This window comes from Marinitoga sp. 1135 (assembly GCF_013363245.1).
GTDB lineage: Bacteria > Thermotogota > Thermotogae > Petrotogales > Petrotogaceae > Marinitoga > Marinitoga piezophila.
This window is the reverse complement of record NZ_LBEZ01000015.1, coordinates 13686-28247: the sequence shown is the minus strand read 5'-3', so window position 1 is coordinate 28247 and position 14562 is coordinate 13686. Positions and strand designations below refer to the sequence as shown.

The window sequence follows — 14562 nt, the reverse complement described above, 5'->3', positions numbered from 1 at the left end:
TTGACTTTTTAGAGAATACCCGAATTTTCAAATGGAGCAAGGATCAGAAATTCTTGCCGTCTGAGTGAATATTATTTTTCTACTTTCAAAGAGAATTTTCGAAGATCAGCACTCAAGTCACCTGAACAAGCTTTTATTTTTTCCATCCCCCTCTTTTTATCAATTAATAGTAACGATTGCTATAAAATTTAGTAATGATTATATTTAATAAAATAAAAATAGCTATATATAAATTATTATAAAAATTCTGAAATTAATTTTGAACCTTTGAACCTACAAAAAAATTTATCGTCATATATAGTGGAAGTCGATGAAAAAGAAAAAAATGAAAAAGGAGGGGATAATATGAGCGAAATCAGAAGATATGAAAACAGAAACTTCTTTGAACCATTTGAAACATTAAGAAGAGAAATTGAAAGATTATTCGATGATTTTGGAACATTAGATACATTAGAAAGACCTGTAATGCCTGTAGCAATGCCAAAATTAGACATTTACGAAACAGAAAAAGAAATAGTAATTGAAGCAGATGTTCCAGGATATGACAAGAAAGAAATCAACATAAAATTAGATGATGACATATTAACAATTTCAGCAGAAAAGAAAGACACAAAAGAAGAAAAAGGCAAAAATTACTTAAGAAGAGAAAGATTCTTTGGAAAATTTGAAAGAGCTATAAAACTTCCAGATTACATAGACTATGAAAAAATAAAGGCTCACTTTAAAGATGGTGTTTTAAAGATTGAAATTCCTAAACTTCCAGAAAAGGTTAAAAAGTTCAAAGAAATTAGTATTGATTAATAGATAAAATTACATTACCCCCTTTATTAAAACAACACCCCTGATTTTCAGGGGTGTTGTTTTTATTTTAATTCATATTTTTCATCTTTAATTATATCTATAAATTCGAATTTTATTGAGTCATTTATTTCAACTATTAAAATACTATGTGGAGTATTATTCTTTGGCAAAGAAACACTTCCCGGATTAATAATTGTTATATCTTCTTTTTCTTCAAATTTAGGAATATGCGTATGTCCATGTATTAAAAATTGGCATTTATATTTTTTAGCAAGATTTTCTGCATCCTCAATTGTAGGATCCCAGCCATGTGTGAAGAAAAAATTAAATGAGCCATAACTTTCCACAGCATATGGAACCGGTTCAGGTATATTTAATAATTTCATATCTATTTGAGAATCACAATTACCTGTAATAAACGTTTTTCTTTTAAATTCATTTAATTTTTTAGATAATTCCATAGGATTATAACCTTCAGGCAAAGGATTTCTTGGTCCATGATATAAATAATCACCAAGATGGATAACTCTATCTGCTTCTTTTAAATACTTATACGCCTTTTCAAAATAAAACAAAGAACCATGTGTATCGCTTATTATAGCAAGTTTCATTTTTGCACCTCCAAAAAATACTTTTATTTAGCACATTTATATTTTATCATAATTTTACAATAAAAATAAAAATATGATATAATTAAGAAAAATCAACTATTTGAGGGGGAAAAGGTATGGAAATTTTATTTCTTGGAACAGCCGCTTCAGAAGGATATCCAAATCCATTTTGTTCCTGTGAAAACTGTCAGAAAGCACGTGAAGAAGGTAAAAAAAGCATTAGACTACGTTCAAGTGTTTTAATCGATGATAATCTATTAATTGATTTTGGACCTGATATAGTAGCTTCTGCAAATAGATTTGGAAAGGATTTAACAAAGGTAAAACATATACTTATAACTCATGGTCATTCAGATCATTTATTCATAAAAAACCTCGATTACAGAAATCCTGTTTTTTCCGGAACGTTCGATCAATTAGATCATGTTGATTTAATTGTTCCAAACAAATTGGGTTCAATAATAAAAGAAAGAACCGAATTACATAAAATCAGTCTTATGTCAGTAGAACCTTTTATTACACTACATATAAATGGATATATAGTATATACATTAAAAGCAAATCACACTTCAGAATACGGTGAAACACCTTTAAACTTCCTTATTGAAAAAGATAATGACTGGCTATTATACGGAGTGGATACAGGCATTTTTCTCCCGGAAACAATAGAATTTATAAAAGAAAAATTAAATGGAAAGATTATAAATAAAGTTATTCTTGATGCCACAATGGGAATTAACAAAAAATATCAATTCCATATGGATTTTGAAGAAGTTATTTCAACAAAAGATTTTTTTGAAAAAATGGGAATTATCGATAATAACAGTAAAGTTATCGCTACACATTTTTCTCATCTTCACAATCCAATTCACTCAGAATTAAAAAAATTATACTCAACTAAAGGTATTATAACTGCTTTTGATGGACTTAAAATAAAATAATCGGACGGTTTTAACCGCCCGATTATTTTTTATATATTTATTACTTATTTAATGCTGTTTTTATCTTTTCAACTGCTTCTTTTAATGCCTGTGCAGGTTCTGCCTGACCATTGATAATCTGGCTTAAAGCATCACCCATTGGTCCCCATACTGCACCCATTTCCGGAACATTTGGCATTGGTTCTCCGCCAGCTGCACTCTTTACAAATCCATCTACTATTTCTTTTGGAACTGGTCCACCTTTTTCTTCGATTATTGCTGCTACATCTGTTCTTGCTGGTAATCTTGGATCTGCAAGATAGAACTGATATACTCCTTCTTTTGTTGCAAGATAATTAATTACAAATTCTTTTGCCAATGCTTTGTTTTCGCTTCTTGCATTTATCATTAATCCCTGTACTCCAACAAATGGTTTTCCATAATGTCCATCTGATAATTCTAATTCTGTTAATGGTAATACTCCAAAATCAATACCAGCATTTATATAATCTTTTACTGCCCATGGTCCATTGATTATCATTGCTGCTAAACCATCTTTAAACATTGAATCCATTGTTCCATAATTTGCACCCTGTGGAATTAATCCTTCATCAAAGAATGATTTTATTAATTCTGCCCCTTTAACTGCACCTTCATTTGCAAGCCCTATATCTGTTGTGTCATATCCATTTTCTTTTGTCCATTTAAATACATATCCACCATTTCCTGCTATAAATCCATATGAGAAATAGAAGTTACCTGCATCATATACTAATCCTAATGTTTCATCTGTTGTATATTCTGCTGCTAATTCTTTTAATTCTTCTATTGTTTTTGGTGGTTCTTCAACATAATCTTTATTGTATAATAATGCAACTGCTTCAATTGCATATGGAACACCATATAATTTTCCATTTACTGTGAACGCATCTAGTCCTGATTTTGCAAATTTATCTGTTTCTATTGCTGAAAATGGAATTGAATCAATAAGTCCATTTGCTGCTAATTCTCCAACCCAGTCATGAGCCCCTATAATAATGTCTGGACCTTCTCCTGCCTGTGCTGCTGTTAAGAATTTTGATTTTATATCTCCAAAGTTTACCTGTTGTACTTCAACTAATATTCCTGTATCTCTTGTAAACTTTTCTCCATATGTTTTTATGAAATCTGGCTGTTTTTCTGAACACCATATAACAATTTTGTTAGATGCTGCAAATGATGTAATTGCAAAAATTACCAATAATAAAATAATACCAAACTTTTTCATCTAAAACCCTCCTTTGATGTTTATATATCTTTTTTGTAACAAGTTACAAAATTAATTATAACACAAAAAATACTTTTTTCATTTACTTTTTCCGGTATTGTAAAGCCAAAAATGTCGATAATATTCAAATATTCTTAATAAAATTTCAAATTCTTTATTTTATAACTAAAAATAGCATATTTTGGTATTCAATTTTATATCCAATAAAAAACCGATTATATATCTCATCTGTAAATAAAGTCGATTCTATATCAAAAGTTGCTGCATTATCTATATATGAAAAAGAATTAATATCAAAGTTTGTTTTAAGCATATTTTCTATTGTTTTATATTCTTCTGTTGAAATATCCTCAACTTTTATTCTTATTGGCAATCCATTTGCAAGATAATCCATCCATTTTTTTATTATTTCCATAGAAATATCATCGCTTATTAAAGAAGAAACCTTATTAATAGCTCTATTTATTGCACCATCAACAGTTATATCAGCACCACTGGAATTTTTCGCCATACCTGTTATAAGCTTTCCATTGCCAACCCAATATACTTTTAAATCCAGATTAGCTCTGGCTGTTTTTAGACCTTGATATTCTCCTAAATATTTACTATGTATATCTCCAACAATCAAAACATCAAAATCAAATAACTCCTTACTTAAGTCAATAGAATTGTAACTTTTCAATTTATATTTCATAAGTTCATTACTATGAACAACGTTAAATCCATATTTTTCAGTTAGTTCACTGGCAATTATATTTTCTGGAGAAAAATTATACTTAAGACTATTCTCTTCAAAAACATGTATTAATATTCCTATTCTTGGTTTTCTCATCTGTTGTAAAATATAGAAATAATCTTCATCTGGAATTTCTGGAGAAACATAATATTTTACTTTTACCGTGAATATTCCATCTTTTTCACTTTTTTCCAGAATTTCTGATTTCTTTATAAATCCATATGTTTTTGATAATATTTTTTTATCCACTAATTTATAATTTCTCACAGTTGTTTGACTATAAACCTTCATACCTACAATATTTTGCAACGCCTGAACCCTTGCATTGGCCTCAGCATCTTTATAACTTATTCCTTCTCCAATTACCACTATTTCTTTATATAATACTTCTGAAATATTGCTAAAACTTTTAAATATATCTTCCTTTTTATTTTGCTGACTCGAACATCCTGAAAAAATTATTAATAAAAATAATAAAATTAAAAAAACTGTTTTTCTCATTTACATTAACCTCCCAGATGATACCTACCATTTTCTTCAAATATAATCTTATTCATTACCAGAATTGTTAAACGTTGCAACACAAGAGGTGTTGAAAGCCTGGTATAACTAACAATACCTTCAAATGTGTTATATCCATTATCAATTGCCATAATTATTTTTAAATCATCTTCATTTTCTATTCTTTTTGTTTTTTTATTTTCTTCTATATTAAATATCTCTTTTAAAACCTTTTCAGAAATCAAAGGAATTGCTCCATTATAAATTAATTCATTTGTACCCTCTGAACTTTTTCTTGTTATATCTCCAGGAATAGCATATACATCTATCCCGCTTTCAACAGCCAATCTTGCGGTAATTAAAGAACCGCTTTTTTTAGCCGCTTCAACTACTATAATGCCTTCGCTTAAACCAACAATTATTCTATTTCTTTCTGGAAATCGAAATGGCGTGGCAGGCGTCCCCGGCCTATACTCTGACACAATACATCCACCATTATTCAGGATATCTTCATATAACTTCACATTACTTCTCGGATAAGCAACATCAACTCCACTACCAAGCACAGCAATAGTTTTTCCAGACTTTAAAGCTCCTTTGTGCGCTGCCGCGTCTATCCCAAAAGCCATTCCACTAACTACTACATACTTTTCAGCAAGTATCTTTGCAAAATTTGTTGATATATTTCTTCCATATGCAGTACATTTTCTAGAGCCAACAATTCCAATGGACTTCTCATATAATAAATCAATATTTCCTTTTACATATAATACCAATGGAGGATTGTATATTCTCTTTAATTTTTCAGGATATTCATCATCAAAATATGTTATTATTTTTATCCCTTTTGCTTCAACATCTTTATAAAATTCTTCCATTTTACCATAGTCTATTAACGGAATCCTATTTTCTTTCAAATGTTTTAGAATTTTTAAATTATCTTCTTTTAAAAATTCCTTCATCCATATAAGACTATTTCGATTCATTGGCAACATCCTTTTTATGTTCTTTAATTTCTCTTGTTAAAAAATAATTTAAAGTAGTTCTAATTGCTATAATAGATGCTAATTTACCAATATCATCCCATGTAGGCGCAACTGTTGTTTTTAATATACTCGCACCAATCAAAAAACTCAAACTCAAAGAAAATGAATGCCCTAATTCAAGCCTACTTTCCCAAATAGCATCTTCTGATCTATCCCCAAATAAAACATCCCTTATAAAAATTCTAAATGCCACTATCATTCCAAAAACAATTACAACAATAGCCAATATATATGAAAAATCGGCAATATAATCAACAAGAATTTCAACATAATGATGCAAATTCATAAAAATTCCCCCTCTTCTTACAGGCATTTATTATAATTATAACATAGGATGTTTAATAATAAAAAAAGTGAAAACTGAATACTCGCAGAACACCCATCTGTATATATAAAGAAAAATAATATGAACGAAGACTAAGAATTTCCCAAAGCAAAGATTACAGGATAGTTGGAAAAAATAAAGATAACAGATGAAGAAAATAGTACGAATAATGTTCGCTCAAACGGTAGAAAATTCTAATCCTCAAAAATTCTCGTTCCCGCCGGCCGTTGCAGACTCACGTCCATGTTCGTCTTCACTCAAAATCACATCCGTGTGATTTTGTCCGGCTCCACTTCGAATTTTTTCGGGAATTTTCAAGTTTTCGCTCACATTATTCTAACTATTTTTTTCATAAATAAAAAGGTAAGTGAAGGCTTCCAGAGTGCCTGATTGTGTAAAAGAAAGTAGAAAAATAATATGAACGAAGACTAAGAATTTCCCGAAGCGGGGATTACAGGATAGTTGGAAAAAATAAAAGCGAGTGAAGGCTCGCAGAGTGCCTGAGAAAATTGTGAGTGGAAGGGGTCAAAATCACACGGATGTGATTTTGAGTGAAGACGAACATGGACGTGAGTCTGCAACGACCCCTGAGAACGAGCAATTTTCGAAGATTAGCACTCAAGTCGTACAAATGAACTTTTATTTTTCTCAATCAACATCAAAAGGACGAACACAAATGTGAGTCTGCACATAAAATAAAAACCGGTGAGAATTTTCTCACCGGTTTTTATTTTAATCATCTATAATTACTTTTCAACACCTATTAACTTCTTTACAAATGTTGGAAGTGCGAAACTTGCAACATGTATTTCTTCATTATAATATTTTAATGTATCTTTCTTTTCAAAATTCTTTAATTTTTCAGGATTGAAATCCTTTAATGGATCTAGTCCCTTTGAAGCAAATGTATAACTCCACATTCCTGATGGATATGTTGTCATGAATCCCATATAAACCTTTGCTACAGGAAATGCGTTCTTTATTCTGTTGTATGCAATTCCCACCCATGCTCTGTCATAGAAAGGATCTTCTGTTTCTGCTGAGAATACACCGTTTTCTGTCAATGCATCTCTACATGCTTTATAGAAATCTTCTGTAAATAAGTGTCCACCTTCACCTGCTGTTGGATCTGTTGAATCAACAATAATTACATCAAAATAATCTTTGAATTGCTTTATATATTCTGCTCCATTTTCATTAACTATTTTCAATTTTGGATTATCAAATTCAACACTTGTTGTTGGCAAATATTTTCTTGCTGCTTCAATAACCATTGGGTCAATTTCACACAAAATTACTTCTTCTACTGATGGATGTTTTAAAACTTCTCTTGTTGAACCTCCATCTCCACCACCAATTACCAATACCCTTTTTGGATTTGGATGAATGAACATAGGAACATGAACTAACATTTCATGATACATAAATTCATCTACTTCTGTTGTCATTGTAATTCCATCTAAAGAAAATACTCTACCCAATTCTGGATTTTCAAACACATCTACCCTTTGATATTCACTCTGACCAGAAAATAAAATCTTATTCATTTTCATGAATAATCCTACATCGCCACCTGTATACCATTCCATGTATAATAAATGTCTGCCTGGTTCTAAATTCTTTTCCATTCTTATCCCTCCCTTAAGCTTCTACCTTGTGTGGAGAATTTTCATCAATACCAATTTCTTCATAAACGCCTCTTAAATGTTCTACTGTTTGTGCCCTTTGTGAATTAAATGCTTTCTTTAAAAATTCAAATCCTTTCCATGGATCAACATGATCGCCACATGTATAGATATCAACGGATGCGTATCCATATTCTGGCCATGTATGAATAGCAAAATGTGATTCAGAAACTATAACAGCTCCACTTACCCCATGGGGCAAAAATCTGTGGAATGTTGAAGTTACAAGAGTTGCTCCTGATTCAATAGAAGCCTTTTTCATTAATTCTTCAATTTTATCTACATCATCTAAAATATCTTTATCACATTCATAAAATTCTGCTACAATATGTCTTCCCAATGATTTTGCCATATACAACCCTCCCCATGGTATCTATTTTATTTTTATTTAATGTATTTCAATCCACAAAACTCTTGCTTTCTTTTTTCTGCTTGCATTTTTTATATAATGTTTTTTATCTGATTTAAAATAAAATGCATCTCCCGTTTTTGCTTTGTATTTTGCATTATCAAGCCACAATTCTATATTTCCTTCAAGGACATATCCAAATTCTGATCCTTCATGATAATCTTCTTCCTCTGTTTGAGACTGCGGTTCAAGCTCAACTATCATCGGCTCAATCTTCTTTACTTCAGTATCAGTCATTAATAATTCTTCTTTAACTCCATCTGGCGTATCATACAATGGGACTCTTTCGCTTTTTTTATATATAATCTTTTTTTCCTCAAAGTCAGAAAAAAATTCTTTTAAATTTGTTCCCAACGCTCTCAAAATCATTTCAAGACTTTCAAGTGTTGGAGACGTTAAATCACGCTCTAACTGAGAAATAAAACCTCTTGTTAAATCTGCTCTAACAGCAAGTTCTTCCTGAGTTAATCCCCGTGAAAGCCTTAATTTCTTCAGTTTCTCCCCTATTTTCATAATATCACCTGTATTTTTAAATGCGTTATTTATGTAACTTATATTAAACAATTCTATACCGCTATAATAAAGCTTTACAACATTTTTTCCAAAAAAAGTTCTTTTAAAAATCGTATTTTTAGATTTAAAAATGAACGGTATAATAAACAATACGTTTATTATTATAATCTTTTTTTCTTTATATGTCAACAAAAAAACATATCAAAATGTTAATATCAATATTAAATTTTTTTGACATACATACTTCGTATAAAATACAAATAGGAAATTCATCTATTTTTATAAAATCATAATTAATGATATAATAAAATTAGACGATAATACATATGGAATTTAGTAGGAGGTTATAATATGAACGATAAAATAAAAGTAAAGGTAATTTACGAATCTGACAATCAAAATTTTGACAGAGAATTTTCAAAAGAACAATTTTCAAATTTCAATGAATTAGTCAATTTCTTTCAAACAGAAAAATTGAATTCTGTTCTTGTTGGAATGAAAATAAACGGGAAAGATATACCTATGAAATTCTATGACGAATTAAAAGGTGCATATTTTGAAGGCGGAGAAGAGGTCGAACTTACATTTGATGATCTATATGGCCTTGTAAAAAAATTGCTCCTTGAAGGAAAAGAATATATAGATAAGATTGAAAAATCACTTGAAAATGTTTCCAAAGAGGTTATGTTAAACACAGAAGAAGGGCATAAAATGTTAAAAGCGTTAGCTGAAGGTTTGCAGGCAATGAATACAATAATAAATCAGGCTTCCAATGTATTAAACAAACAATTTATAAGTGATGAAGACATGGAAAAACAAAAAGAGATTTTGGAAAAAATAATAGAATCACAATCAAATGCAGATAATGTAGAAATTTCGGATATTTTAGATTATGATTTTCCTCAAATATTAGATATGTTTAAAGACGCTTTTGAAAGGGCTATAAATGAAATTGAGTGAGGTGATAAAATGTATCAACCAAACAGTTATTATCCAAATACTGCAAATGCAAACGATAGATACCTCGAAAGTATGGTTAAAACCGCAAGTCCTGCTAAATTAGTTGAGCTTTTGTATGTAAATGCCATTGAAAGGTTAAATAGAGCTATAAAATATATAAGGGATAAAAAACTACCGGAAGCACATAATCAAATTGTGCGCGTAGAGGATATTGTAATGGAATTAAATCTTTCTCTGGATATGGAAAAAGGTGGAGAAATCTCAAAAAATCTAAGAGCATTGTATAGCTATATGTACAGAAGATTATTAGAAGCAAATTTAAAAAAAGACACAGAAATTCTTGAAGAGGTTAAGGGACTTTTAAACACATTATTAGAAGCATGGAGAGAAGCCATGAAACAGGCTGGCGATGTTATAAAGCAACAGGTAAATCAGCAACCAAGAAAAGGACTTGATATTTCAACATAAAGAAAAATAATAAAACGCCTTCCAAATGGAAGGCGTTTTATTATTTTTAACAACAATTAAAATTGTAATTCTGCACCTAATAACAATGGCCATGGAAAGAACAATGGTTTTACATAAATACCATTTATTTCTATTGGTTCAATCTGGAATCCTATTCCATAATCAAAACTAAGAACCATATTATCAGTTAAAGCTATTCCACTCATGTTCTTTTTAGCTTCATCACTTAATGCTGAAAAGTAATAATCCATTGTAACTCCCAATTCAAGACCTGGAATCCATTGCAATCCAAAAATCTTAAATCCCAAAATAGGTGTTCCAAAAAATGCAGATGTTTTTCCGGTTAATAAGAAGGATCCATATGTTTCATCCTCTAATCCCAGAACACTTGCATCAAATTCTGCATAATTTAATCCGCCACCAACATATACACTTGCATCTAAGACTTCTGAATTTTCTTTTCCCAAAATAGGTTTTAAATCATAGATCTTTGAGGTATCAAAATCATATCTTACTCCACCATATACCCCATATCCACTAAAACCAATAAAAATATCCGTCCATCCATAAGCCCCTACAATTGTTGTAGGTGAAGAAAATACAACCATGCTTAAAACTAACACACTAATAAATAACAATGCTTTTTTCATACTCTCCCCCCTCTTCCGGAATAATTTATCTAATAGTAATTATAACATATTTTTATTCTAAATTCAAAATAATATTAAAAATATAAATATTATAATAATTAGATGATATAATTAAAATACCAAACAAATTTAAAGGCGAAAGGAGAATTTCATGCAAACAAAAATTTTAGAAATAGATCCTTTAAATTTCCAGCTTGAAAAAATAAAAGAAGCAGCTGAATATATAAAAGCTGGAAAATTAGTGGTTTTCCCTACAGAAACCGTTTATGGGTTAGGCGCAAATGCTCTTGACGAAACTGCAGTAAAAAATATCTTTATAGCTAAAGGAAGACCTTCAGATAATCCTTTAATTGCTCATTTTAGTGATATAAAAGATATATTGGATTTTGTGGAAATAGATAAAAATTTATTTGAAAAAATAAAAATACTCACTCCAGGTCCAATAACCTTTGTTTTGAAAAAAAAGAAAAATATACCGGATATTGTAACAGCTGGGCGAAATACAGTTGCCGTAAGAATTCCTGCACATCCAATAGCTCGCGCTTTAATTAAAGAATCAAACACACCAATAGCCGCTCCAAGCGCTAATCTTTCGGGAAAACCCAGTCCTACTGATCCTCAACATGTAATTGAGGACTTAAACGGTAGAGTAGATGTAATAATAAGCGGAGGAAAGGTTGATTTTGGTCTTGAATCAACAGTTATAGATTTAACAGAAAAGATTCCAACATTATTAAGACCTGGACCAATTACTCCGGAAAAATTACATGAAATATTTGGAAAAATAGAAATTCCTGAATTTATATATGGAAAAGCAAAGGTTGATGTTGCCAGAGCACCTGGAATGAAATATCGACACTATGCTCCAGACAAAAAAACTATCCTTATAGAATATTCAGGGAATAGAATAGAAAAAATACATCAACTTGCTAAAAATTATAAAAATCCTTTAATTATAACTTTTAAAGAAGATACAAAATATTTTTCTAATATGGATATATTAGTCTCTGGAAGTATAGAAAATTACTTTGAAATAGCAACAAATTTATTTGGTTTTTTGAGAGAAGCTGACAAAACCAACAATGATGTTATAATTATAGAAGGAGTAGAAGATAAAGGATTGGGAATATCCATAATGAATAGATTAAGAAAAGCTGCAACAGAGATATGGAGGTAGGAAATGAGACTATTATTTGATGTAGGAAACACTCATATGGTAATAGGATTATTTGAAAATGACTTTTTAAAAACCTGGCGAATTGGAACAAAATCATTTGAAACAGAAGATGAATTATATTCGCATTTATACTCACTTCTATCAAGAGAAGGCATTTCTGAAAATGAAATAGACACAGTTATAATTTCTTCTGTCGTACCTTCTGTAAATTATATACTTGAAAAATATGCGAGCAAATATTTTAATGTAGAAGCAATATTTGTAAACGCTACTCAATTAAAAGGCATGGAATTAAAGGTTGATTATCCTCGTGAAGTTGGTGCAGATAGAATAGTAAATGCATTGGCTCTAAAAAAATATTACGGAAATAATGCTATATCCATAGACTTTGGAACTGCCATAACAATAGATGTAGTATATAATGGCGATTTTATAGGTGGCGCCATTATACCTGGAATAAACACCCAGATGATGGCATTATTCTCAAAAACCGCAAAATTACCACAGGTAGAATTTAAATTTCTTGACTATACCGTTGGAAAAAATACTATTGACAATATTCAAATAGGTATAATAAAAACGGTAGTATATGGTATACAAAAATTAATCTCAGAAATAAAAAAAGAATATAATACAGATTTTAAAGTTGTGCTTACTGGTGGAATTGGCAGGAGTTTAAAAGGTGTAATAAAGGAATTTGAAATATATGATCAATATTTAACCTTAAAAGGATTAAATGTATACTATGACCTATTAAAAGGTGATAATAAATGAAGCATTTTTTGCTAATAAATCCCTGGATATACGATACAGCAGCATACGATTTCTGGTTGAAACCATTAGGTTTGTTATACGTAGGCGGAATATTAAAAAAAGAAGGATTTCAGGTAAGTTTATTGGACTTAATGAACAGATATGATAATTATTTTGTGAAAAACGACAAAATAAAAGATAGATATTACGGCACAGGAAAATTTCATTATGAAAAGGTTGAAAATCCACCTGTATTAAAGGATATACCAAGAAGATTCAAGCGTTATGGTCTTCCAAAAGAAGAGTTTAAAAAAAGATTGAAAATTTATTCGGATGTAGATGGAATAATAGTCACCTCTGTAATGACATATTGGTATTATGGCGTATATGAAACAATAAAGGAAATAAGAAAAATATTTCCGGAAAAACCTATATTTCTCGGAGGAATATACGTTAATATAATGCCAATACATGCCAAAAAGGTTTTTGAAGAATTAAATGTACAAATAATAAATGGAACAGGAACATTTGCAATTAATAAAATGCTGGAATATTATAATCTTCAAATAGATAATTTCAATTGGTTTGAAGAGATTGATCCAGCTTATGAATTATATAATTCCCAATTACCACATGTAGTTATAACCTCGTCAATAGGCTGTCCATTTAGATGTACATATTGTGTAACGCCAAGAATGTGGAAATATCAAACACGTAGCGTAAAAAAAATAATTTCCGGTTTAGAAACAATCTTATCAGAAAAGCCTGTTAATGATGTGGTTTTCTTTGATGACGCATTCTTATTACATCCACAAAAAGAAGAATTACTGAATGAATTATCCAAATTTAATGTTAGATACCATTTGCCAAATGGCATACACGCAAAACTTGTAACACCAAAAATAGCTCGATTATTTGCTAAAGCTAATTTTAAAATAATTAAACTCGGTTATGAAACTTCAGATGAAGAATTACAGAAAAAAACAGGTGGAAAGGTTTCCAATGAAGATTTAAAAAATGCAGCAAATTACCTCTTAAATGAAGGACTTACAGATGTTTCTGCTTATATAATGGCCAATTTACCAGAACAAAAGGTAGACGATGTAAAAAGAGCTATAGATTTTTGTTTAGAAAATAATATAATACCTTCTGTAAATGAATTTACACCTATACCAAATACACCACAATATATGGAATTAGTTGAAAAAGGCTGGCTAGATATAAATACCGATCCATTATTGCTTAATAACTCCATATTACCATATTGGTGGAAACATGGTATGAATATTGAAGAAATAGAAGGAATTAAAAAATACCTTCAAAAAAAGAAAGAAGAATACAATCTCCTTGGGAGGCATTAATATGGATAAAAATGAAAATTTGAAAGAAATAAGTTTGTTAATTGAAGAATTGGAAAAGATAGAGTCATTAATAGACAGAATGATCAAAAACGAAGATTATGAAACAATGCCTAAAATCTTAGAACAAAGAAAAAAAATACTCGAAAAAATGTTGCCATTTGCAGATAATGAAAAAATAAAAGAAAAAGCCCTGTTTATCTTAGAAAAAGATAAAGAAAGAATTAATCACATAAAACCTGAAATGGAAAAAATTAAAAAACTCTTAAAAACAACAAATAAAGGAAAAATCGCCATAAAAAATGGATATATGAAGGTAAACGAAGAAATTTCACGAAGAAAATTCAATTCTAACGGATAAACGAGATGTAACAGAATTATG

The 14562-nt window shown here is 29.9% G+C and carries 17 protein-coding genes; 8 read left to right on the top strand and 9 right to left on the bottom strand.

Annotated features, from left to right (window positions below; all coding sequences use genetic code 11):
- Positions 1-345 precede the first annotated feature (345 nt).
- Positions 346-801, top strand: coding sequence for an Hsp20/alpha crystallin family protein (locus tag XO10_RS07165; RefSeq protein WP_014296912.1), 456 nt, complete (start codon positions 346-348; stop codon positions 799-801).
- Between the two features lie 62 nt (positions 802-863).
- Here XO10_RS07165 and yfcE read toward each other — a convergent pair whose 3' ends face one another.
- Positions 864-1412, bottom strand: a complete 549-nt coding sequence (yfcE, locus tag XO10_RS07160; RefSeq protein ID WP_075780654.1) for a phosphodiesterase — start codon at positions 1410-1412, stop codon at positions 864-866.
- A gap of 116 nt (positions 1413-1528) precedes the next feature.
- Here yfcE and XO10_RS07155 point away from each other — a divergent pair, with 116 nt between their 5' ends.
- Entirely contained in the window at positions 1529-2353 is an 825-nt protein-coding gene (locus tag XO10_RS07155) for an MBL fold metallo-hydrolase (protein WP_175421336.1), read from the top strand.
- A 40-nt stretch (positions 2354-2393) separates the two neighbouring features.
- Here the strand turns inward: XO10_RS07155 and malE are convergent, their stop codons facing one another.
- The 7 genes from malE to XO10_RS07120 form a co-directional block, all read right to left on the bottom strand.
- The gene (gene malE, locus XO10_RS07150; RefSeq protein ID WP_175421335.1) at positions 2394-3599 is read right to left on the bottom strand and encodes a maltose/maltodextrin ABC transporter substrate-binding protein MalE; all 1206 of its coding nucleotides are present in this window, start codon (positions 3597-3599) and stop codon (positions 2394-2396) included.
- A 154-nt stretch (positions 3600-3753) separates the two neighbouring features.
- Complete coding sequence (locus XO10_RS07145; RefSeq protein WP_014296908.1) at positions 3754-4836, bottom strand: hypothetical protein; 1083 nt, start codon at positions 4834-4836, stop codon at positions 3754-3756.
- Between the two features lie 5 nt (positions 4837-4841).
- The gene (gene dprA / locus XO10_RS07140; RefSeq protein WP_175421334.1) at positions 4842-5822 is read right to left on the bottom strand and encodes a DNA-processing protein DprA; all 981 of its coding nucleotides are present in this window, start codon (positions 5820-5822) and stop codon (positions 4842-4844) included.
- A complete protein-coding gene (locus XO10_RS07135; RefSeq protein WP_014296906.1) occupies positions 5809-6168 on the bottom strand; it encodes a DUF1622 domain-containing protein in 360 nt (119 codons plus the stop codon). The genes dprA and XO10_RS07135 overlap by 14 nt, the downstream gene beginning before the upstream one ends.
- A gap of 785 nt (positions 6169-6953) precedes the next feature.
- Positions 6954-7835, bottom strand: coding sequence for a polyamine aminopropyltransferase (gene speE / locus XO10_RS07130; RefSeq protein ID WP_014296905.1), 882 nt, complete (start codon positions 7833-7835; stop codon positions 6954-6956).
- A gap of 13 nt (positions 7836-7848) precedes the next feature.
- On the bottom strand, positions 7849-8244 hold the full coding sequence (gene speD, locus XO10_RS07125; RefSeq protein WP_014296904.1) for an adenosylmethionine decarboxylase: 396 nt from the start codon (positions 8242-8244) through the stop codon (positions 7849-7851).
- A 36-nt stretch (positions 8245-8280) separates the two neighbouring features.
- The gene (locus XO10_RS07120; protein ID WP_075780815.1) at positions 8281-8814 is read right to left on the bottom strand and encodes a cupin domain-containing protein; all 534 of its coding nucleotides are present in this window, start codon (positions 8812-8814) and stop codon (positions 8281-8283) included.
- A 351-nt stretch (positions 8815-9165) separates the two neighbouring features.
- Between XO10_RS07120 and XO10_RS07115 the strand changes: the two genes are divergently transcribed.
- Positions 9166-9774, top strand: coding sequence for a hypothetical protein (locus tag XO10_RS07115; RefSeq protein ID WP_014296902.1), 609 nt, complete (start codon positions 9166-9168; stop codon positions 9772-9774).
- A 9-nt stretch (positions 9775-9783) separates the two neighbouring features.
- Positions 9784-10242 (top strand): flagellar export chaperone FliS, encoded by a 459-nt coding sequence (gene fliS, locus XO10_RS07110; RefSeq protein ID WP_075780651.1) that lies wholly within the window; start codon positions 9784-9786, stop codon positions 10240-10242.
- 56 nt (positions 10243-10298) lie between these two features.
- On the opposite strand, the gene XO10_RS07105 is transcribed toward fliS, so the two are convergent.
- The gene (locus XO10_RS07105) at positions 10299-10892 is read right to left on the bottom strand and encodes a hypothetical protein (RefSeq protein WP_014296900.1); all 594 of its coding nucleotides are present in this window, start codon (positions 10890-10892) and stop codon (positions 10299-10301) included.
- A gap of 151 nt (positions 10893-11043) precedes the next feature.
- Here XO10_RS07105 and XO10_RS07100 point away from each other — a divergent pair, with 151 nt between their 5' ends.
- From XO10_RS07100 to XO10_RS07085, 4 genes are read left to right on the top strand one after another with little or no spacing between them, the layout of a single operon-like run.
- Positions 11044-12069 (top strand): L-threonylcarbamoyladenylate synthase, encoded by a 1026-nt coding sequence (locus XO10_RS07100; RefSeq protein WP_175421333.1) that lies wholly within the window; start codon positions 11044-11046, stop codon positions 12067-12069.
- A 3-nt stretch (positions 12070-12072) separates the two neighbouring features.
- Positions 12073-12843: a type III pantothenate kinase gene (locus XO10_RS07095; RefSeq protein WP_175421332.1), complete on the top strand. Its 771-nt coding sequence runs from the start codon at positions 12073-12075 to the stop codon at positions 12841-12843.
- Complete coding sequence (locus XO10_RS07090; RefSeq protein ID WP_175421331.1) at positions 12840-14183, top strand: radical SAM protein; 1344 nt, start codon at positions 12840-12842, stop codon at positions 14181-14183. The genes XO10_RS07095 and XO10_RS07090 overlap by 4 nt, the downstream gene beginning before the upstream one ends.
- A gap of 1 nt (position 14184) precedes the next feature.
- A complete protein-coding gene (locus XO10_RS07085) occupies positions 14185-14541 on the top strand; it encodes a hypothetical protein (protein ID WP_175421330.1) in 357 nt (118 codons plus the stop codon).
- The last annotated feature ends 21 nt before the right edge of the window (positions 14542-14562 follow it).